At 72.7% G+C, this 20,119-nt stretch carries 21 protein-coding genes; 3 read left to right on the forward strand and 18 right to left on the reverse strand.

Features of this window, described 5'->3' with window-relative positions; all coding sequences use genetic code 11:
- Nucleotides 1-98 precede the first annotated feature (98 nt).
- Nucleotides 99-1,049 (reverse strand): glycosyltransferase, encoded by a 951-nt coding sequence (locus EXE59_RS01330; RefSeq protein WP_135837288.1) that lies wholly within the window; start codon nucleotides 1,047-1,049, stop codon nucleotides 99-101.
- Nucleotides 1,046-2,137 carry a sulfotransferase family protein gene (locus tag EXE59_RS01335; RefSeq protein ID WP_246056426.1) on the reverse strand — a complete coding sequence of 364 codons (1,092 nt, stop codon included), beginning with the start codon at nucleotides 2,135-2,137 and terminating at the stop codon, nucleotides 1,046-1,048. Before EXE59_RS01335 ends, EXE59_RS01330 begins: the two co-directional genes overlap by 4 nt.
- A 46-nt stretch (nucleotides 2,138-2,183) precedes the next feature.
- On the opposite strand from EXE59_RS01335, the gene EXE59_RS01340 reads away from it, so the two are divergent.
- On the forward strand, nucleotides 2,184-3,296 hold the full coding sequence (locus EXE59_RS01340) for a glycosyltransferase family 2 protein (RefSeq protein WP_135837289.1): 1,113 nt from the start codon (nucleotides 2,184-2,186) through the stop codon (nucleotides 3,294-3,296).
- A gap of 54 nt (nucleotides 3,297-3,350) precedes the next feature.
- Here the strand turns inward: EXE59_RS01340 and EXE59_RS01345 are convergent, their stop codons facing one another.
- From EXE59_RS01345 to EXE59_RS01355, 3 genes are all read right to left on the reverse strand, one after another.
- Complete coding sequence (locus EXE59_RS01345; RefSeq protein ID WP_135837290.1) at nucleotides 3,351-4,292, reverse strand: ABC transporter substrate-binding protein; 942 nt, start codon at nucleotides 4,290-4,292, stop codon at nucleotides 3,351-3,353.
- Between the two features lie 64 nt (nucleotides 4,293-4,356).
- On the reverse strand, nucleotides 4,357-5,115 hold the full coding sequence (locus EXE59_RS01350; RefSeq protein WP_135837291.1) for an ABC transporter permease: 759 nt from the start codon (nucleotides 5,113-5,115) through the stop codon (nucleotides 4,357-4,359).
- Complete coding sequence (locus EXE59_RS01355) at nucleotides 5,115-5,813, reverse strand: ABC transporter permease (protein WP_135837292.1); 699 nt, start codon at nucleotides 5,811-5,813, stop codon at nucleotides 5,115-5,117. Before EXE59_RS01355 ends, EXE59_RS01350 begins: the two co-directional genes overlap by 1 nt.
- A gap of 3 nt (nucleotides 5,814-5,816) precedes the next feature.
- Here EXE59_RS01355 and EXE59_RS01360 point away from each other — a divergent pair, with 3 nt between their 5' ends.
- A complete protein-coding gene (locus EXE59_RS01360; RefSeq protein ID WP_135837293.1) occupies nucleotides 5,817-6,833 on the forward strand; it encodes an ABC transporter ATP-binding protein in 1,017 nt (338 codons plus the stop codon).
- A 105-nt stretch (nucleotides 6,834-6,938) separates the two neighbouring features.
- On the opposite strand, the gene EXE59_RS01365 is transcribed toward EXE59_RS01360, so the two are convergent.
- The 13 genes from EXE59_RS01365 to dacB all read right to left on the reverse strand — a co-directional run bounded on the left by EXE59_RS01365 (nucleotide 6,939) and on the right by dacB (nucleotide 19,453).
- A complete protein-coding gene (locus EXE59_RS01365) occupies nucleotides 6,939-8,033 on the reverse strand; it encodes a GNAT family N-acetyltransferase (RefSeq protein ID WP_246056427.1) in 1,095 nt (364 codons plus the stop codon).
- Between the two features lie 184 nt (nucleotides 8,034-8,217).
- Nucleotides 8,218-8,835, reverse strand: a complete 618-nt coding sequence (locus EXE59_RS01370) for a hypothetical protein (protein WP_135837295.1) — start codon at nucleotides 8,833-8,835, stop codon at nucleotides 8,218-8,220.
- 9 nt (nucleotides 8,836-8,844) lie between these two features.
- Nucleotides 8,845-9,339, reverse strand: a complete 495-nt coding sequence (locus EXE59_RS01375) for a DUF3180 domain-containing protein (RefSeq protein ID WP_135837296.1) — start codon at nucleotides 9,337-9,339, stop codon at nucleotides 8,845-8,847.
- A gap of 13 nt (nucleotides 9,340-9,352) precedes the next feature.
- Nucleotides 9,353-9,922, reverse strand: a complete 570-nt coding sequence (gene folK, locus EXE59_RS01380; RefSeq protein WP_135837297.1) for a 2-amino-4-hydroxy-6-hydroxymethyldihydropteridine diphosphokinase — start codon at nucleotides 9,920-9,922, stop codon at nucleotides 9,353-9,355.
- Nucleotides 9,915-10,349, reverse strand: coding sequence for a dihydroneopterin aldolase (gene folB, locus EXE59_RS01385; protein WP_135837298.1), 435 nt, complete (start codon nucleotides 10,347-10,349; stop codon nucleotides 9,915-9,917). Before folB ends, folK begins: the two co-directional genes overlap by 8 nt.
- Before the next feature lie 14 nt (nucleotides 10,350-10,363).
- Complete coding sequence (folP, locus tag EXE59_RS01390; protein WP_135841044.1) at nucleotides 10,364-11,173, reverse strand: dihydropteroate synthase; 810 nt, start codon at nucleotides 11,171-11,173, stop codon at nucleotides 10,364-10,366.
- Nucleotides 11,174-11,205: 32 nt separating this feature from the next.
- Nucleotides 11,206-11,784: a GTP cyclohydrolase I FolE gene (gene folE / locus EXE59_RS01395; RefSeq protein WP_246057026.1), complete on the reverse strand. Its 579-nt coding sequence runs from the start codon at nucleotides 11,782-11,784 to the stop codon at nucleotides 11,206-11,208.
- A gap of 38 nt (nucleotides 11,785-11,822) precedes the next feature.
- Complete coding sequence (gene ftsH, locus EXE59_RS01400; protein WP_425464500.1) at nucleotides 11,823-13,889, reverse strand: ATP-dependent zinc metalloprotease FtsH; 2,067 nt, start codon at nucleotides 13,887-13,889, stop codon at nucleotides 11,823-11,825.
- Between the two features lie 122 nt (nucleotides 13,890-14,011).
- Nucleotides 14,012-14,563 carry a hypoxanthine phosphoribosyltransferase gene (hpt, locus tag EXE59_RS01405; RefSeq protein WP_129454905.1) on the reverse strand — a complete coding sequence of 184 codons (552 nt, stop codon included), beginning with the start codon at nucleotides 14,561-14,563 and terminating at the stop codon, nucleotides 14,012-14,014.
- 138 nt (nucleotides 14,564-14,701) lie between these two features.
- On the reverse strand, nucleotides 14,702-15,637 hold the full coding sequence (locus EXE59_RS01410) for a hypothetical protein (protein WP_135837300.1): 936 nt from the start codon (nucleotides 15,635-15,637) through the stop codon (nucleotides 14,702-14,704).
- A gap of 203 nt (nucleotides 15,638-15,840) precedes the next feature.
- Nucleotides 15,841-16,824 carry a tRNA lysidine(34) synthetase TilS gene (tilS, locus tag EXE59_RS01415; protein WP_135837301.1) on the reverse strand — a complete coding sequence of 328 codons (984 nt, stop codon included), beginning with the start codon at nucleotides 16,822-16,824 and terminating at the stop codon, nucleotides 15,841-15,843.
- Nucleotides 16,825-16,831: 7 nt separating this feature from the next.
- The gene (locus EXE59_RS01420; protein ID WP_135837302.1) at nucleotides 16,832-17,848 is read right to left on the reverse strand and encodes a zinc-dependent metalloprotease; all 1,017 of its coding nucleotides are present in this window, start codon (nucleotides 17,846-17,848) and stop codon (nucleotides 16,832-16,834) included.
- A gap of 63 nt (nucleotides 17,849-17,911) precedes the next feature.
- Nucleotides 17,912-19,453, reverse strand: a complete 1,542-nt coding sequence (dacB, locus tag EXE59_RS01425) for a D-alanyl-D-alanine carboxypeptidase/D-alanyl-D-alanine endopeptidase (RefSeq protein ID WP_135837303.1) — start codon at nucleotides 19,451-19,453, stop codon at nucleotides 17,912-17,914.
- 115 nt (nucleotides 19,454-19,568) lie between these two features.
- Here dacB and EXE59_RS01430 point away from each other — a divergent pair, with 115 nt between their 5' ends.
- Entirely contained in the window at nucleotides 19,569-20,105 is a 537-nt protein-coding gene (locus EXE59_RS01430; protein WP_135841046.1) for an inorganic diphosphatase, read from the forward strand.
- Nucleotides 20,106-20,119: the final 14 nt, after the last annotated feature.

Raw genomic sequence — 20,119 nt, forward strand, 5'->3', positions numbered from 1 at the left:
GGGTACCGATCTACTGCGATCAACATCGAGCGTACGCCTGCGGATTCCGCGGGGTAACCCGCCGCGGGCGTGACGCACGCCACTTCCCGCCGTCGTGGTCAGGCGCGCAGGTGCAGCCTGGCGTGGTCGGGGTCGTCCACCACGAACGGCCGGGGCGCGCGGGGCAGCCAGGTGTGGGTGACGTGGTCGACCACGTGGACGCCCTCGGGCGACGTGATCTCCACGACCCCCTCGGGGACCTCACCGCTGTGCAGCGCGTTCCAGACCAGCCACTCGCGGCGCTTGCGCCGGTTGCGGATCGACGTGGCGAACGACTCCGGGTTGGTCCAGTGGGCGAACTCGTCGCCGTCGAGCCACTTGAGCTCCACGCACAGCCCCTGCGGCAGCGCGAACATCTCGATGCGCTCGGGAGTCGTACGGATCTCCCACTCCGGCGCCTTGGTGTAGACGTAGTCGGGGCTCATCGGGAAGCCCCACTCCTCGATGTTGCGCAGGCCCAGGTCGAGGAAGGCCCTGCGGTCCGACTCGATGTAGAGCCCGTGGCGCGGGAAGCGGATGACGGCCTCGGCCATCCCGACCTGCCACGAGAGGTCGGCCATCGACACCTCGCCCTCGGTGGTGAGGACCATGTCGCCGTCCCACTTCCACGAGTAGCGGGTGCGGACGTGGGAGAAGCACCAGTTGTAGAAGTAGGCCAGGGAGTGCACGGACCGCTCGTTGACCGCGAGGTGCTCGGCGCCGGCGCGGGCGACCTGGAAGGGGTACGCCTTCAGCGTGAACCGCTCCGACAGCCCGTGCTCGGCTGCGACGCGCAGCGCCTCCTCGCCGGTGCCGTCGTCGGAGCCGTTGTCGACCAGCAGCACATGGTCGCAGGCGCGCAGCAGCGGCGGCAGGACGAACCGCAGGCCGGGAGCCTCGTTCTTGACCCGCAGCACGGCCGTCGCGCCGCGGCGCAGGCCGCCGGGCTGGTTCCAGGGCCAGACGATGTCGAAGTCCTCGTGGCCCTCGAGGTTGGTGAGGCCGTGACCGGAGCCGATCGGGATCGTCACGGCTCGTCCCGCTCGCGGCCGAGCGCCTTGCGCACGCCCCGGCGTACGGAGGGCGGGATCGCGGCGCGTACGTCGTGGGGCACGCGGTCGGCGAGGGACCGCGAGGCGTCGGCGGCCTCGGCCCGCGCGCGGCGACGCGCCTGGTGGCGGGCGTGCTCGGCGGTCGAGCGGCTGATCGCCGCCGCCTCCTCGTAGAGGTCGACGTACTCCGCGCGGAGCTCGTCGAAGGTCCCGTGCGCCGCCGGGGTGTCGCCGCCCTCGTCGGCCAGCTTGTTGAGCTCGTCCCACGTGGCGCCGGTGAGCTCGTGGAGCCGCCGGGGCAGCCCGAGGTCGTCGAGGGTGGAGGTGACCCGGCGCAGGTGCGGGTCGATGAAGCGGTGCACCTCGCGGATCTGGTCGCTGCGGGTGTGGATGATCGTCTGGAGGTCGAGGGCGTGGCCGAGCGCCGTGGTGGTCTTGACCCAGTCGGTGAGCAGGTCCTCGTAGCGGACGAAGACCCGTCCCCCGTCACCTTCCGCGGGCCGGGTGGCGCGCTCGGTGTGCAGCAGCATGTTGACCCAGCTGGCCGCGAGGTGGGCCGACCCGAGCTTGTTGGCGTAGTACTTCTGCTTCGAGCCGACGACCTCGGCCGGCGGGCGCAGCATCGTGGCGAAGACCGGCGTGGCGCCCGTACGGATCGCGGCGACGCGCCAGAGTCCGAGGAACCAGCTCAGCCTCGGGTCCTTGATGACGAGCTCGGGGTGCTCGGCGAAGTGCGGCTCCAGCCACTCGCTGACCCTGATGCGGGCGGGCTCGCGGGTGCAGATGCGGCCCGTGTCGAACCACGCCTCGGGACGGCTGTCGCTGACCTGGACCAAGGCCTCGGCGAGCCACTCGTCGTGCACGTCGACGACCCACTGCGGCTCACTGAAGCCGCGGGGGTTGGAGTCGTCCGGCGGCACCTCCGGCAGCGGGACGTGCATGCCGAGCCGCGACACGATGCCCGCGAGGGTGCTGGTGCCGCTGCGGCCGGCGCCGGCGACGAAGAGCACCTTGCGCGGCACTCCGTCGGGGTTCATCTCGTCGATGGCTCTCGGCTGCTCGGTCACGGCGGGCAGCCTACCGGCGAGCGTTCATGTCCTAGGGTCCCGCCGTATGAGACGCCTCCTCCGTCGCGCTCCCCTCGTCGGTGTCGTCATCCCCGCGTGGGGGGTCGAGGACTACCTCGACGACTGCGTCCGCTCGCTCCTCGCCCAGACGCACCGCCGCTGGGAGGCGGTGATCGTCGACGACGGCGCCACCGACCGGACCGGCGAGGTCGCCGACGACTGGGCGCGGCGCGACAACCGGATCAGCGTCGTGCACTCCGTCAACGGCGGTCTCGGCGCCGCCCGCAATCTCGGCACCTCCCACGTGCGCGGCGACTACCTCGCGTTCCTCGACTCCGACGACGTGCTGCCCCCGACGGCGTACGCCGACCTGGTGGGCGCGCTCGAGGAGTCGGGCTCCGACTTCGCGACCGGCTCGATCGTGCGCTGGGAGGGCGACGCGCTGGTCGAGCCGCCCTGGATGCGCCGGCTGCACCGCCCGCTGCGCGGCGCGCGGGTGGAGGACCGGCCGGAGATCCTCGGCGATGTCTTCGCGTGGAACAAGGTGTGGCGCCGCTCCGCCTGGGACGGCGCCGGGCTCGCGTGGCCCGAAGGCGTCCGCTACGAGGACCAGCCGACCACGACCCGGGCCTTCCTCGGCCAGAGGTTCGACGTCCTCGACGAGGTCGTCTACCGCTGGCGGATCCGCGAGGGCTCGATCACCCAGACCCGGGCGGCCTCCGTGCGTGATCTCGCGGACCGCTGGGAGACCAAGCGGATGTCGCTCGCGGCCGTGCGGGCGCACGGCTCCGCCGAGGTCGAGGAGGTGTTCGTCGACCGGGTGCTCGCCGGCGACCTGTGGCGCTACTTCCTGCTGGTGCCGGGGTGCACGCCCGAGTGGTGGCGGCTGCTGCGCTCCGGCGTGCTGGAGCTGTGGGGCCAGCGCTCGTTGGTGCACAGCGGGCTGCCACCGGTGCACCGGCTCGCGGGCTGGCTCGTCGAGCAGGACCGTCGCACCGAGGTCGCCTCGCTCATGGAGTGGGTCGCCACCCTCGAGGGCCCGGCGCCCCGCGTCCAGGACGTCCAGACGGGCGCGTGGCGGCTGTCGGTGCCCCACGCGGTGCTCGACGAGACCACCGTGGCCCCGGAGGCACTGGCGCTCCGGGACCACGAGGTGTGACGAGCAGTCGCGACCGACGCAGGAGGTCGCGACTCGGCGTGCCGAAACCCGTGACTAGATGAGGCCCTCGGACTCGAGGAACTCCCGGGCGACGTCGGCCGGCTGCTCGCGGTCGATCTGGACGCTGACGAGCAGCTGCCCGAGCGTGTCGTTGTCGAGCGCGGCCATCAGGTCGTTGAGCGGGCCCTCGACGTCGGGGTTGTCGGCGAGGAACTCGGTCGACACCGCCGGGATGAGGTTCTGGGCGGGCTGGATGCCGAGGTCGTCCTCGAGCAGGAGCAGGCCCTGCTCCTCCAGCGTCCCGTCGAGCGTGCTGGTCTGGCCGAGCTGGGCCTCTCCGTCGAGGACCGCCTGGAACGTCTCGGTGGACGCGTAGCCCAGCGGCTCGAGGGTGACGTCGATGCCGTAGGTGTCGACGAGGCCCTTCTCGCAGTCGGTGCGGCCCTTGCAGTCGGGTGCGGCCGCGAGCGTGACGGACTGGCCCTCGAGGTCGGAGAGCTTGGTGACGCCCTCGGCGTCGGAGAGCGCCTGGGTGGTGAAGTACCCGTTGGCGGAGAACGCCTCGGAGGGCTCGAGCAGGGTGATGCCCTTCTCCTCGAGCAGGTCGGCGCCGGCGTCGATGGTCTCCTGGGCGTCGCTGGTCGACAGCGGCTCGGCGTCGGGGCCGTTGGCGTCGGTGTTGAGCTGGTCGACGATGCCGGCGACGTACTCCGGGGCGATCTGGACCGCGTCGGGCATCTCGTTGAGGTAGACGGGACGGGTGTCGACGAGGCGGGTCTCGACCTCGTAGCCCTGGGCCTCGAGGACCTGCTGGTACATCGCGGTGACGAGGGCGGCCTCGTCGAAGGCCTGGGAGCCGATGACGACGGAGGTGCCCTCGCCCGAGCCCGAGGTGGGCTCGTCGTTCTCGGCCGCGAGGTCGTCGCCGGCGCAGCCGGCCAGCAGGGCGGTGAGGGCCAGCCCGGTCACCGCCAGCAGCGGACGTCGTACGTGCATGAGTGTCAACCTTCTGTGTCCCGCGGCCGTGGCCGCGCGTGTCCGGTGATGCGAGCGGGTCCGCTCAGCTCCCGGTGGGAGCCTCCTCCACCGTAGCCGGGGCCGCCGACAGCGACTCCCCACCACGGGGTGACGGCGCGCTCGGCATGGGGTCGACCGCTCGCTGCACCGCGGCCGCGGCGACCTCGAGCAAGAGCGCCACGAGCGCCACGACCACCGCCCCGGCCATGCCCTGGGCGTAGTCGTTGCGGGCGAAGCCCTCGGTGATGATGCGCCCCAGCCCGGGCCCGGCCACGAGCGCGGCGATGGTGGCGGTCGCCCACACCTGCACCAGCGCGAGGCGTACGCCGGAGGCCACCACCGGCAGCGCGAGCGGCAGCTCCACGCGCCAGAAGCGCTGCGAGCGCGACATCCCCATGCCGTCGGCGGCCTCCTGCACGTCCGAGGGCACCTCGCGCATCCCGACGTAGCCGTTGGTGATGAGCGGGGGCAGCGCGAAGAGGACGAGGGCGATCAGCGTCGCGAGGCCGGCACGGCCGTACGGACCGAAGTCGCCCGAGCCGGGCCAGTCCGCCGCCACCAGCAGGGCCAGCAGCGCGAAGGTCGGGACGGCACGGCCCACGTTGGACACGTTGACGGCGAGGAAGCCGCCGCGCCCGAGGTGACCGAGCCACAGGGCGAGCGGCAGCCCGAGCAGCATGGCCGCGGCGAGCGCGGTCGCGGTGAGCAGCAGCTGCTCGAGCAGCCTCGCGACGAGGCCACCGGCGCCGGTCCAGCTGTCGGCGTCGAGCAGGTACTGCCAGGTCTCGGCGAACAGCTCCATCAGCGCAGCCCCGCCGTCCACGGGGTCAGGACCCGTTGCAGCACGACCAGGATGACGTCGAGCGCCACTGCCAGCACCACGCACAGCACGGCGGCGGTCATCAGCTCGGCGCGGAAGTCCCGCTGCACGCCGTGGGCGATGAGGTCGCCGAGGCCGCCGTACGCCACCAGCGTCCCGACGGTCGTGAGGGCGATCGTCGACACCGCGGCGACCCGGAGGCCCGCCATCGCCACGGGCAGCGCGAGGGGCATCTCGATGCGGGTCAGCATCCGCGCCCGTCCGTAGCCCAGCCCGGTGGCCGCCTCGCGCACCTCGTCGGGCACCGAGCGGAGTCCGTCGAGGAGCGCGCGGACCAGGATCGTCAGGGCGTACAGCCCGAGGCCGATCACCACTGTCGCCGCCGAGAGGCCGGTGAACGGGACGAGGAGCGGCAGCAGCGCCAGCGACGGCACGGTGTAGACGCCGGTGCTGAAGCCAAGGACCGCGGACTCCAGGCGCGGCACCCGGCGGGCCACGAGCGCGAGCGGGAGGGCGATGGCGAGCCCGAGGGCCAGCGCGGCCAGCGTGATGAGGACGTGCTCGACGAGCGCGTCGGTGATCTGCTCGTGCCGGTCCTCGACGTACTGCCAGCAGAACCACTCGTTGACGAACCGGCTGTAACAGCTCGGCCCGGTGTCCGCAGCGGCAAGTAGGGTCACCGCATGGACGCTACCGCCTCGTCGGCGAGCACGACCTCACCCGAGTCGGCGGGCGCCGACAGCATGATCCGGCTCGAGGGGGTCGGCAAGACCTACCCCGACGGGACTGTGGCGGTCCACGAGCTCGACCTCGACGTCGCGCGCGGCGAGATGGTCTGCCTCGTCGGTCCGTCGGGCTGCGGCAAGTCCACGACGCTGAAGATGATCAACCGGCTGATCGAGCCGACGACCGGCCGGATCTGGCTCGACGGCCAGGACGTCACCGACGTCGACCCGGTGGAGCTGCGCCGCGGCATCGGCTACGTCATCCAGCAGATCGGGCTGTTCCCCCACCAGCGCATCGAGCAGAACGTGATGACCGTGCCGCTGCTCTACGGCGAGTCGAAGGCCACTGCCCGCGAGCGCGCCCACGAGCTGCTGGCCACGGTCGGCCTCGACCCCGAGCAGTACGCCCGCCGCTACCCCCACGAGCTCTCCGGCGGTCAACGCCAGCGCGTCGGCGTGGCACGCGCGCTCGCCGCCAACCCGCCCGTGCTGCTGATGGACGAGCCGTTCGGCGCCGTCGACCCCGTGGTGCGCGGGCGCCTCCAGGACGAGTTCCGCCGACTCCAGGCCGAGCTCGGCAAGACCGTGGTGCTCGTGACGCACGACATCGACGAGGCGATCCGGATGGGCGACCGGGTGGCCGTGTTCGCCGCCGGCGGCCGCCTCGCCCAGTACGCCACCCCGGGCGAGCTGCTCGCCCGTCCCGCCGATGAGCAGGTGGCCGACTTCGTGGGCTCGGGCGGCCTGCGCACGCTCACCGTGACGCGGCTGCGCGAGGAGCACCTCGAGCCGCTCGACGGCGTCTCGACCGGCGACCTGGGCGCGGCGATCGACATCGACTCCTCGCTCGAGGACGCGCTCGCCGCGATGCTGCGCGATGACAAGCCGATGGTCGGCGTGCGCCGCGGACCGACCTTCCTCGGCGTGCTCACGCCCGCCGGGGTGCACCGGGCGCTGCGGGAGTCGCTGCGCTGAGGCTCCGCGACCCCTCGGCGGCCCCTTGGCGGCAACCACCGGCCACCCGGTGGTTGCCGCGCTTCTGACCCGTTGCAACGGACAGTAAGCGCACGAAAGGGACTGTCAGCCGACCGCCACGTCCTTGTGCCAGGACTCCGTGACGTACTTCGTGCCCCACCCCATCGAGGTGTAGAGGCCGTCGGCGCCGGTCGGTGAGTCGGCATCGACCTCGAGGCCCACGCGGTCGCGGCCGCGCGAGGCAGCGTCGGCGATGATCGTGCGCAGCAGGCCGGTGGCCACCCCGCGGCCGCGCGCGGACTCGAGCACGCCGAGGTAGGAGACGTACGACCCGTCGGGACCGGTGGCCGACTCGCTGACCGTGCCGACCAGGGCGCCGGCCGGCTCGACCTCGTCCCCGTCGGTGATCTCGGCCAGCCACCAGTGGTCCCAGCGGTGGCCGGGGTCCTCGCGGAGCCGGTGGATGAACTCGTGGAAGGTCTCCTCGGCGGAGTTGAAGTGGTCGGTGAACGCGCCCTCCAGCACGTCGTGGACGGCGCGGAGGTCCGCCTCGTCGGGCATCCCGCCCGAGTCCGGCCCGCCCTGCCGCTCGACGAGGCGGAACACGACGCCCTTGCGCTCCCAGCGCGCCGGGTCGGGCACCAGCTCGGCCTCCGCGGCCTCCACCGACCGGCTCATCTGCCACCAGGTGCGGACGCGGGTGAAGCCGGCGTCCTCGAGCCAGCCGTGCTGGCGCTCGTCCTCGGCGAAGGCACCGGTGTCGATCTGCTGCTCGGCGAGCCCGCGCGCGGCGCCGACGGCCTTCGCCTGCGCCTCGGCCCACTCGAAGAGGACGTCGCTGCACCGGTCGGCGAGGCGCTCGTCGATCTCTCGGTCGACGATGTGGACGAAGAGCATCCGGCCCTCGGCGCGGTCGTGCACGCTGCCCCAGGCCTGGATCCGGCCGTCCGGGTCGCGTACGACGAGGTTCTCGCGCATCGCCAGGCCGCGCTCGGAGACCTCGACCAGGACCTCGTCCTCGCCCGACCCGGCCCAGCCGCGCCCGGCCCGCTCGTGGCCGCGCAGGAGCTCGGTGAGCCGCGCGACGGTGGCCGGGTCGTCACCGTCGGGACTGTCCGCGGACCATCCCGCGGGAAGTCCGGGGTCCTCGGGCAGCGCGTCGCTGGGGTCGCTCTCGAACCGGTTGTCCTCGGGGATCACGGGAGACCATTCTTCCGTACGCCCGCGCGGGCGGTGCGTCACCCACATTCCCGGTCTACGGAATGTGGCTGGGGCACCGCGCAGGCGAGCGACACGGCACGACACGCACGCGAGCGGTGGCCCACCCACATTCCCGGTCTACGGAATGTGGCTGGGCCACCGCTCGGCGGGGCGTACGGGCGCGTCAGGCGCTGCGGTGGTTGCGGCGCGCGGCGGCGGCGCGCAGCGAGTCGAGCTCGGCACGGACGACGTCGATCTCGGCCTCGAGCTCGGCGACGAGGACGATCGCCTCGGCAGCGCGGGACTCCGCCTCGTCGCGACCCCGCTCGGCGGTGTCGCGGCCCTGCTCGGCGGCGTCGGCGCGACGGGCCTCCTGGGCGCGCTTGAGGCCCTGCTCGGCGGCGTTCTTCTGCGCGTCGGAGAGGGCGCGCTCGAGCACGCCGATGGCGTCCTCACGCTCGGCGATGCGGCGCGACATGTCGGCGGCGAAGGCGGCCGACTCGGCCGTACGGCGCTCGGTGATCGCGCGGTACTCCTGGGCCTGGACGGCGCGGTCACGCGCGGCGTCGCGGCGGGTCTGCATCAGCTCGGAGTGCGTGATCCGGGTTGCGGCGGCACCGGCGAGCACGGCCACGACGGCAGCGACAGCGGTCAGCCCGGCCGAGGTGGACACGAGGGCGCCGGTCACGAGCACCGCGCCGACGGCGAGGAGCGCGACGGCAACGGCCAGGCGCGTGCTGCGCTGGCGCCGACGAGCAGGCATCCGGGACGCCTGTGACTGCTGGGGCTGCTGGGAAGGCATGCCGCCAGACTAGGGCTGCGACCGCCCGCCGTCGGCGCGACACGCTCGCTCCAGCGCGAGCGAGGCGAGTGTCACCCCGGTCGCTCCCGCCGCTGCGACGACCGATCGGAGAACCCACCGGTCGGCGAGCTGGGACGCGTCGCCCAGCCAGCTGACGCCGTACCCGACGTATCCGGCGGCCACCAGCGTGCCGCCGATCGCGCAGGCCCGCGCCAGGACGAGCCGGTTGACGGCCCGGTGCGGCTCCAGCCGCTCGCCGCGCACGTGCACCGTCTGCCAGGTCTGCCAGGCGAGGAACGCCATGATCGCGGCGACCATCACCAGCGCCAGCGCCTGGACCCACGACACCAGCGGCGCCCGCCCGCCCAGGGCGACGGCGGCGGGGTGGATCGCCCAGCCGATGACGAGCCCGGCCACCGCGCACACCGTCAGGGCGCGGGCGCTCGTGGGGCGGAGGGTGCCGCGCGGCTCCGGCGGGTCGTCCTCGGGTCCGGACGAGCTCACCTCGGGACTGCGCTCACTCGACCTCGAGCACGAGGTCGTCGCGCTTCTTGACCCCCGCCGTGTCGGTGGACTGCAGCAGCTCCGCGATCGGGCCGCGGTCGGGGAAGACGGCGTCGGGCTCGAGGTCGTGCCACGGCTGGAGCACGAAGGCGCGCTCGTGGGCGCGCGGGTGCGGCAGCCGCAGGAAGTCCTCGTTGGACCGGCGGTCGCCCACGACGATGAGGTCGACGTCGAGCGTGCGGGGCGCGTTGCGCACCTCGGTGCGCTCGCGCTCGAACGCGTCCTCGACCGCCAGCGCGCGCTCCATCAGGCGGGCCGCGGGCAGCGTGGTGTCGGCGAGCAGGACCGCGTTGAGGTAGGCCTTGGAGCCGTCCGGGGAGTCGACCGGCTCGGTCTCGTAGACCGGGGAGACTCCGGTGACGAAGAAGTCCGGGGTGTCGGCGAGCGCATCGACGGCGCCCTGGAGGGAGGCGAGCCGCTCCCCCAGGTTGGAGCCCAGAGCGACCACCACCCGGCGGATCGGGTGCATCTCCCCGGTGAGGGAGTCGGCGTCCACGATGTTGGGGTTGGGGGTCTCAGTCATGAGCGTTGCCTCGCGTTCTGGTGATCGTCAGCGCGACGTCCGAGTACGTCGCGTCGATGGGTGCATCAGGTTTGTGGAGCGTGACCCGCGCCCATTCAACACGAGTGTCCAACAGGCACACATCCGCGATGCGCTGAGCGACGGTTTCTATCAGGTCGACCGGGTCGCGCTCCACGGCGGCCTTCACGTCGTCGACCAGCGTGCCGTAGTTCACGGTCTGCGCAAGGTCGTCGGAGGCAGCCGCGGGCCGGGTGTCGATGCCGAGGACGAGGTCGACGACGAAGACCTGGCCCTCGCGCCGCTCGAAGTCGAAGACGCCGTGGTGGGCGAAGCACTCCACGCCCGTCACGGCCAGCTCGTCCTGAGCGCCGTGCTGAGGAGGCGCGCCAGCACCGTCTCGAAGTAGAGGGCGTCCCGCGCCCGTCACGAAGGGCTCGTCTGTCACGTCGCTCCTCCGGTTCGCGTCATCGCGCCCGCGACGGCCAGCGCGTCCAGCGTGGCGCGTACGTCGTGCACCCGCAGCACGTCGACCTCGCGACCGGCCAGCAGGGCGACGAGCGCGGCGTGGGCGTGCTCGCGGTCGTCGACCGGCCGCGAGACGCCGTCGGCGGCCAGGAGAGCGCCGAGGAACGACTTGCGGCTGGCGCCGACGAGCAGCGGGCAACCGAGCCCGTGCAGCACGTCGAGGTGGGTCAGCAGCTCCCAGTTGTGGTGCGGCTCCTTGGCGAAGCCCAGCCCGGGGTCGAGGACAACCCGCTCGCGCGCGATGCCGGCGGCCTCGGCCGCGTCGAGCCGCTCGGCCAGCTCACGGCGTACGGTCGCGACCACGCCGTCGGGCGAGTAGTCGGTGAAGTCGCGCATCCGGTCGGCGTGGGCGCGCCAGTGCATCGCGACGTAGGTGGCGTCGCTGCCGGCGACGACCTCGAGGATCCGCGGGTCGGCGAGGCCGCCCGAGACGTCGTTGACGATCCTCGCGCCGGCGGCGAGGGCCGCCTCGGCGACCTCGGCGCGCATGGTGTCGACGGACACGACCGCACCACCCGACGCGAGCTCGCGGATCACCGGGACCACGCGGTCGAGCTCCTCGGCGACGAGCGGGCGGGTGGCGCCGGGGCGGGTGGACTCGCCGCCGATGTCGAGGAGGTCGGCGCCCTGCTCGAGCAGGAGCCGTCCGTGGTCGACCGCGGTCTCGGTGGTGTCCCACCGGCCGCCGTCGGAGAACGAGTCAGGGGTGACGTTGACGATCCCCATCACCCGGGGAGCACGCGACGGGGCCGCCCGGCTCACCTGGTGCCTGAGTGGATCAGCGCCATCGCCTCGGCGCGGGTGGCCGGCGTGGTGAGGAACGTCCCGCGCACCGCCGACGTGATGGTGCGCGCACCTGCCTTGCGCACGCCGCGCATCGTCATGCAGAGGTGCTCGGCCTCGATCACCACGATCACGCCGCGCGCCTCGAGGAGCTCCATCAAGGAGTCGGCCACCTGGGTGGTGAGCCGCTCCTGGACCTGCGGGCGCTTGGCATAGACGTCGACGAGCCGCGCGAGCTTGGACAGCCCGGTGATCTTGCCGGTGTCGGCGGGGATGTAGCCGACGTGGGCCACGCCGGTGAACGGCACGAGGTGGTGCTCGCACATCGACCACAGCTCGATGTCGCGCACCAGCACCATCTCGTCGTGACCGAGGTCGAAGGTGGTGGTCAGCACGTCCTCGGCGCTCTGGTGCAGGCCCTGGGTGAGCTCGGCGTACGCCCGCGCGACGCGCGCCGGGGTCTCGAGCAGGCCCTCGCGCTCGGGGTCCTCGCCGATGGCGTACAGCAGCTCGCGCACGGCCGCCTCGGCGCGGGCGTGGTCGAAGGCGGGCACGTCCTGGGGCGCCCGCTCCCGGAAGGTGATCGGGTCGGTCACGGCGCGTCCGGCCTGGGCGGGGTGGGAGTGTCACCGCCGAGCTCGGGGGTGCCGTGGACGTCGCCCCCGGCGCCGGGCGGGGTCAGGATCGCTCCGGCACCACGCGTCTCCTCCTCCTGCGAGGTCGCGTCCGCGAGGACCCGGTCGCGGATCTCCTGCGGGATGTCGACCGGCGGGATCGTCGACGGCACCCGCTGCGGCGACCCGGTCCAGGCCGGACGGGCCGGGCGCCGGGTCAGCGGCTCGAAGATCTCGGCGATCTCGGCCTTGTCGAGCGTCTCCTTGTCGAGCAGCGCGAGCACCAGCGCGTCGAGGACGTCGCGGTTGGTCTCCAGGATCTCGAAGGCCTCCTGGTGGGCGTGGCCCAGCAGCGTCTTGACCTCCCCGTCGACCGCGGCGGCCGTCTCCTCGGAGTAGTTGCGGGTGTGGCCCATGTCGCGGCCGAGGAACGGCTCGGAGTTGCTGTCACCGAGCTTGACCGCGCCGAGACGCTCGGTCATGCCGTACTGGGTCACCATCGCGCGAGCCAGGTTGGTGGCCTTCTCGATGTCGTTGCCGGCGCCACTGGTGACGTCGTGGAAGATCAGCGCCTCCGCGGCCATGCCACCCAGCATGTAGGCGAGGGAGTCGAGCATCTCGCTGCGCGTCTGGGAGTACTTGTCGCGGTCGGGCAGCACCATCGTGTAGCCCAGCGCGCGACCGCGCGGCAGGATCGTGACCTTGTGCACCGGGTCGGTGCCGGGCAGCGCCGCGGCGACCAGGGCGTGGCCGCCCTCGTGGTAGGCGGTGATGAGCTTCTCGCGCTCGCTCATCAGGCGCGTACGCCGCTGCGGACCGGCGATCACGCGGTCGATCGCCTCGTCGAGGGACGCGTCGGTGATCATCTTGGCGTTGCTGCGGGCGGTGAGCAGCGCGGCCTCGTTGAGCACGTTGGCGAGGTCGGCGCCGGTGAAGCCGGGCGTACGGCGCGCGATGCTCAGCAGGTCGATGTCCTGCGCGATCGGCTTGCCGCGCGAGTGCACCTGGAGGATCTTGTGGCGGCCGTTGAGGTCGGGGGCGTCGACCTGCACCTGGCGGTCGAAGCGGCCCGGGCGCAGCAGCGCGGGGTCGAGGACGTCGGGGCGGTTGGTGGCGGCGATGAGGATGACGCCGCCGCGCACGTCGAAGCCGTCCATCTCGACGAGGAGCTGGTTGAGGGTCTGCTCGCGCTCGTCGTGGCCGCCGCCCATGCCGGCGCCGCGGTGGCGGCCGACGGCGTCGATCTCGTCGATGAAGACGATGGCGGGCGGGTTCTCCTTGGCCTGCTCGAACAGGTCGCGGACCCGGGAGGCACCCACGCCGACGAACATCTCGACGAAGTCGGAGCCGGAGATGGAGTAGAACGGCACGCCCGCCTCGCCGGCGACGGCGCGCGCGAGCAGGGTCTTGCCGGTGCCGGGCGGGCCGTAGAGCAGGACGCCCTTGGGGATCTTGGCGCCGACGGCCTGGAACTTGGCCGGGTCGGTGAGGAACTCCTTGATCTCACCGAGCTCCTCGATCGCCTCCTCGCAGCCGGCGACGTCGCTGAAGGTCGTCTTGGGCATGTCCTTGGTGATGAGCTTGGCCTTGGACTTGGCGAACTGCATGACGCCGCGTCCGCCGCCGCCCTGGGCCTGGTTCATCAGGAAGATGAACAGCAGGATGATCAGCGCGAAGGGCAGCAGCGTGGCGAGCAGCGAGCCGAGGAAGCTGGGCTGTGGGTTCTTGGAGTTGTAGGTGTCGAGCGTCCCGTCGGCCTTCGCCTGCTTGACCGCGGCGAGGATCTCCTCCTGCTCGCCCTGGATGTAGTAGGCGACGACCTTGTCGCCCTCCTCGCGGGTGCCCTCGTCGAGGGTCGCCTGGATCTCCTGGTCGCCGTCGATGAAGGTGATCTTGTCGACCTCTCCATCCGCGATGTAGGAGGCGAGGGTCGAGGTGTTGACCTCGTCGTAGCCGTCACTGGGCGCGAGGAACTGGATCGCCAGGAGCACCGCGAAGGCGGACAGGACGATCCACAGCCAGGGACCCTTGATTATGCGCTTCACAGGCAACTTTCACCGGTTCGGAGTTGAGGTGGCGACGCTACACGCCGCCGGGGCCCACATTGTTTCAGGCGGGGTGAAGCGAGCGGTCCGCCCACGCCCGCCACGCCCGTACGAGGGCCTCGTCAGGAGTAGACGTGGGGCGCGAGGGTGCCGATGTCGCGCAGGTTGCGGTAGCGCTCGCGGTAGTCGAGGCCGTAGCCCACGACGAACTCGTTGGGGATGTCCCAGCCGACGTACTTGGGCTCGACCGGCATCGACAGGGCCTCGGGCTTGCGCAGCAGCGTGGCGATCTCGACGCTGGCGGGGTTGCGGCTCGAGAGGTTGTTGACCAGCCAGCTCAGCGTGAGACCCGTGTCGATGATCTCGTCGACGATCAGCACGTCGCGCCCGCTGATGTCGGTGTCGAGGTCCTTGAGGATCCGTACGACGCCGCTGGACTTGGTGCCGGAGCCGTAGGAGCTGACCGCCATCCAGTCCATCTCGAGGTGGCGCGGCATCGACCGGGCGAGGTCGGCCATTACCATGACCGCACCGCGCAGGACGCCGACCACGAGCAGGTCGCGTCCCTCGTAGTCCTCGGTGATCTGGGCCGCCATCTCGGCCAGTCGCTGCTGGATCTGCTCCTCGGTGAAGAGGACGTTGACCAGGTCGTGCTCCACGTGGGACGTGTCCATGGGCTGCAGCCTAGGGCCGCTCGTGGGCGCCGACTCCACCCACCCGATGGATTTCCGCCCGTACGCGTGGAAGTTCAGGACCTCCCGGCCAGGGCCACGCTCAGGCGCCGATGAAGTTCCACTCGTGCGCGTGGAAGTTCAGGTGGCGAGGCGCCCGGGGAAGTGTGGTCGCCAGTCGTCGCTCGGCCGATCGGGCAAGTCCTCCAGCCCGCGGGCGCGCAGGAGGCCGAAGACGCGCTGGACCGTCCGCCCCGGGTCGCCATAGATGCCCGACGCGACGACGACCAGGATCTGCCACCCCTCGTCGTCGATCTCCTCACGCCGGTCGAGGTCGGCCTCCCACTGCTCGATGCGCTCCACGTGGTGCCGGCCGTCGTACTCGACGACGACCTTGACCTCGGGCCAGCTGAGGTCGAACCGTCGGACCTGCTCGCCGTCGACGACGCGGACGCTCGCGTTGACCACCGGCTCGGGCAGACCCGCGAGCACGATGAGCATGCGGAGCCGGGTCTCCATCGGGGAGTCCACCCGCGCGCGGACGTACGCAGCCGCCCTCCGCGCAAGCCGGCCGGCGTGGCCGGACGCGTGCCGCGCGGCGCGCTGTAGGTCCTTGACCCGCACCCGGTGGCGCCTGACCATCCAGTCACCCGCGACGACCAGCTCGACCAGGGAGACCTCCTCGGCGAGCTCGACGAAGAGGTCGACCAGGACCGACACCCGCACGCCGTGGCGCACCGCGACGGCCGCGCCGGCCCGTCGGTGGGTGACGACCCCGGCGCGACGCAGCCGGTGGGAGTCGTCCGGGACGGTGACGTGCTCCCGTGGCCGGGTCTGCACCGGCACCCGCCAGACGCGAGCGGCAGAGGCATGGCTGGCGTACGCGCTGTCGAAGTAGCAGGCCAGCGCGGCCTGGACCCTGAGCAGCGCCGAGTCGGGCACGTCGGCGGCGACGATGACCCCGTGCAGGAGCCGGCGGAAGGCGGGCGAGTCCACCGTCGCCCGCGGGATGCCGGCCTGGAGCGCGCGGAACCGCGGGAAGGGCTGTCGGGGATCGAACGGTCGGTCGCGGTGCACCTCCCCAGCGTGCAGTGATCGCGACCTGGCCCGCGTACGTCATCCACAGGCGGGCACCGCGGCAGCCTGGCCAGCTCGATGAACTTCCACCCGAGCGCGTGGAAGTTCATGGGCTGCTGGGTGGCTCCACGCTCAGGACCCGATGGACTTCCACCCGTACGCGTGGAAGTTCATCCGGACGGACGGGAGGAGGGCGGGAGGGGTCAGGCGGGAGGAGGAGCCTCGAACACCAGCAGCCCGTCGCGGCGCAGCACCCGGAGCGGCCCGGGCAGGTCGATCCACTTCTGGCCGCGCCAGTCGGTGAGGAGCGCGTCGACCGCGAGCACGTGGTCGCGGGTGAGCTCGGTGGCGGGCGCACCGGCGTCGAGCGCGGCACGGTGCAGCGCCCGGCGCCGGAGCGCAGGGGGCACGGCCGCCAGCCAGGCCGCGTCGAGGGCCCCGTCGCGGCGGGCCTCCGCGAGGGCCTCGGCCGCCAGGTCGTCGAGCAGGGCGGTGTCCTCGCGCAGCTGCGCGGCCGTACGCGCCAGCGCCTCGGCGACGCCCGGCCCGAGCTCGGACTCGAGCATCGGCAGCACGCGGTCGCGGACGCGTACGCGGGTGTAGCCGGGGTCGTGGTTGTGCGGGTCGTCCCAGGCCTCGAGCCCTTCCACGAGGCACGCGGTGACGGTGTCGGCCCGGCGTACGCCGAGCAGCGGGCGCGCGAACACGCCGAACGCCGGACGCATCCCCTGCAGCGACCGGCCGCCCGAGCCGCGGGCCAGGCCCAGCAGCACGGTCTCGGCCTGGTCGTCGAGGGTGTGGCCCAGCAGCACGCGCTGCGCCGCCAGGTGCTCGGCGACCTGCTCGAGCACTGCGTACCTCGCCTCCCGGGCCGCGGCCTCGGGTCCCAGCCCCGAGGCCACGTCGACGGCGACGCGGGCGGTCAGCGTCTCGTCGACGCCCATCCGCGCGAGCTGGGCGACCACGCGCTCGGCACGGTCGGCCGAGCCGGCCTGCAGGCCGTGGTCGACGGTGACGCCCACGACGCGCAGGCCCGGCCGGCGGGCCTCGAACACGGTCGCCGACGCCAGCGCCAGGGAGTCGGCGCCGCCGCTGCACGCGACCGCGACGGTGTCCCCCGGGGCGAGGTCGGACAACACCGCGCGGACCGGGAGCCGGACCGCCGCGACCGAGGGGTGCAGGGTCACCGTGTCGTCACAGCACCCGGGCGACCCAGGCGTCGGGGTCGCTGATCTCGGCCTTGGACGGCAGGGCCTCGGGGCCGCTCCAGACGGCGTTGAAGTCGTCCATGCCGACCTTGTCGACGACGTGGCGCACGAAGACCGCGCCGTCGCGGTACTGCGCCATCTTGGCGTCGAGGCCGAGCAGCCGGCGCACGAGCCTGTCGAGGGAGCCCGCGCCCTTGCGCCGCTGGTTGAACTTGGTGCGGATCTCCGCGACCGACGGGATGACCGTGGGGCCGACCCCGTCCATCACCACGTCGGCATGGCCCTCGAGCAGCGACATGACCCCGGTGACCCGGTCGAGGATCTCCTTCTGCTCGGGCGTCGAGACGAGGTCGAGCACACTGCCGTTGCCGCCGCGGAGCGCCTCGACCCCGCGGCGCAGGCCGTCGAGGAGCGCGCTCGGCTCGATGGTGTCGGCGACGGCGTGCATCTGGGCGAGGAGGTGAGGACCGAGCCACGGGTTCGCGGTGAACTGCACGCGATGGGTCTCCTCGTGCAGGCACACCCACAGCCGGAAGTCCGTCGGGTCGGCGCTGATCTCGCGCTCGACGTGGACGATGTTGGGGGCCACGAGGAGCAGCCGTCCGTGCGGGTCGTGGAACGGGTCGAACTGCCCGAGGACCTTGCTGCTGAGGAAGCCGAGCATGAGCCCGACCTCGGCGCCCGTGACCCGCGAGCCGAAGGCCTCGGCGAACGCGGACGGCGGGCCCTTCTTCTCGACGAGCTTGTCGACGACCGGGCTGAGGATCGTGGCGAACCCGTCGGCGTTGGCCCGCAGCCAGCCCGTACGGTCCACGACGAGCACCGGCGCGGTCCCCGTCTCGGTGTGGAGGCCGGTGAAGTCGCGCACGAGCGGGGTGGAGCGCTCGGCACCCTCGCGGAGCTCGACGACCGCCGCAGCGGCCTCGTCGGGCGAGACGTCGGGCCCGGGCCCAGCGATCCGGGATCCCACGGTGACGGCGAAGTCCCAGTCGACGAGGTTCATACGGCGACAGTAGCCGGGGCACGATCACCGGCGGGGTTTCGAGACGGTCGCTGCGCGACCTCCTCAACCAACGGTGGGCGTCGAGCAGCGGCACGCGGCGAGGGCGGCGGCGGCGCGGTCGAGGGCCTCCTGCGCGTCGTAGCGCGCGTCGGGCGGCGACTTGTCGGCGCCGAGGACGAAGGCCATCGGCACCCCGTCCCGGTCCACGGCGATCCCGGCGAGGGCGTGCACGCCGGTCAGGGTGCCGGTCTTGGCGCGCACCAGCCCGCGTGCGACGGGAGGTCCCTCGGTGAAGCGGTAGGTGAGCGAACCGGTGAAGCCGGCCACCGGCATCCCGGTGAGCAGGCTCCGCATGTCCTCGCCACCGGGTCCGGCGGCGTGCTGGAGCAGCCCGATGAGGGTGGAGGTGGCGACCCGGTTGCGCCGCGACAGGCCCGAGCCGTCGTGCACCTCGTCGCCGGCGACGTCGATGCCGAGGCCGGCGAGGGTCTCGAGCACGCCGGCCGCGCCGGCCTCGAACGATCCGCTGCCGGCGGTGGCGAGCCCGACCTGGTGCGCGACGACCTCGGAGCCCTCGTTGTCACTGACGTCGAGGATCCGCTCGGCGACCTGCGAGAGCGGTGCGCTCGCGGCCGAGGCGAGCTCCTCGGCGGCCGCCGGGGCGATCACGCGCCGTGGCTCGCCGGCCACCTCGAGGCCGGCGGCGCGCAGGGCGTCGGCGAAGACCCGGGCCGCGGCCAGGGACGGCTCGTCGTGCTTGCGGTCGCTGTCGGGCTCGTCGCCCCCGTCGACCATCAGCGCGGTGATCGGGCTGACGATGTCGTCGGGTACGTAGTCGCGGCGCCAGGCCGGGTTGTCGCTCGGTCCGGTGAAGAGGCTGTCGTCGAAGCGGACGCGGACACGACCGCTTCCCCCGAGCGCCTCGGCGGCCTCGAGGGCCAGGGTCGTCACGTCGGCGCGGGCCGGGTAGGTGGACTCGCCCTCGGCGAGCGTGAGCGGCCTGCTGGCCAGGAGCGGGTCCCCACCGCCGACGAGCACCACCTCGCGCGGGCGCTCCCCGCGCACCACCCGCGTGGTGAAGGTGTGGTCGGGGCCCAGCGCCTCTAGCGCGGCGCCGAGGGTGAGCAGCTTGGTGGTCGAGGCCGGCAGGTAGCGGCCGTCGCCCGAGGTCCAGCCGGGCGACCCGGGCGCGAGGGGCGCGACCTCGGCGACGACGTGGCGACCGAGGTCGGGGGCGGCGAGGTCGGCGGACAGCGCCGCGGCGACCCGGTCGGGGTCGAGCGCGGGTCCGGGGACGGCGCCGGCATCGGTGCCGGCGTCGATGCCGGCGTCGATGCCGGGAGGAGCATCGTCCACCGAGGGCGGCGACCACTCCGGCAGGTCGAGCCCGGCGGGCGCGAGCACCTGCTCGGGCTCGGTCACCGGGTCGGCGGCCAGCCACGGCAGGTAGCGCGGGCCCCACTCGAACCGGTGGGCGCCCACCCCGGCAGCCAGCAGCGCGAGGACCAGGAGCGTCGGCAGCCACACCGACAGCCAGTGGCGTGCGGTCCCGCCGGAGTGGCGTACCTCACGTCGCCGGACTCTCGACCCTCTCGCTTCGCGCATCGGGGTCATTGTGCGCGACACTGCCCCGAGGACAACGCGTCGGGCCATCGCCGGACGTGGCGAGCTTTGACTTGGCGACGGCCCGACGGTGTGCCGGAGAGTGGAGGAAGACGTGCTGACGTTCGACGTGCTGGTGGAGATCCCCAAGGGTGAGCGCAACAAGTACGAGGTCGACCACGAGACCGGGCGCATCCGCCTGGACCGCATGCTCTTCACCTCGACCGCCTACCCGGCCGACTACGGCTTCATCGAGAACACCCTCGGCCAGGACGGCGACCCGCTCGACGCCCTCGTCATCCTCCAGTCGCCGACCTTCCCGGGCTGCCTCATCGAGTGCCGCGCGATCGGCATGTTCCGCATGACCGACGAGGCCGGCGGCGACGACAAGGTGCTCTGCGTGCCCGCGCACGACCCGCGCCTGGAGCACCTGCGCGACATCAACCACGTCTCCAAGTACGACCGGCTTGAGATCCAGCACTTCTTCGAGGTCTACAAGGACCTGGAGCCCGGCAAGTCCGTCGAGGGTGCCGACTGGGTCGGCCGCACCGAGGCCGAGCTCGAGGTGCAGGCGTCCTTCGAGCGCTTCAAGACCGAGGGCCACGGCAACGACCTCGACAACATCGCCGACGAGAGCCTGGGCGAGGACGCCTGAGCGGCGCCCGCGCC

The sequence above is a fragment of the Nocardioides eburneiflavus genome, assembly GCF_004785795.1.
Lineage (GTDB): Bacteria > Actinomycetota > Actinomycetes > Propionibacteriales > Nocardioidaceae > Nocardioides > Nocardioides eburneiflavus.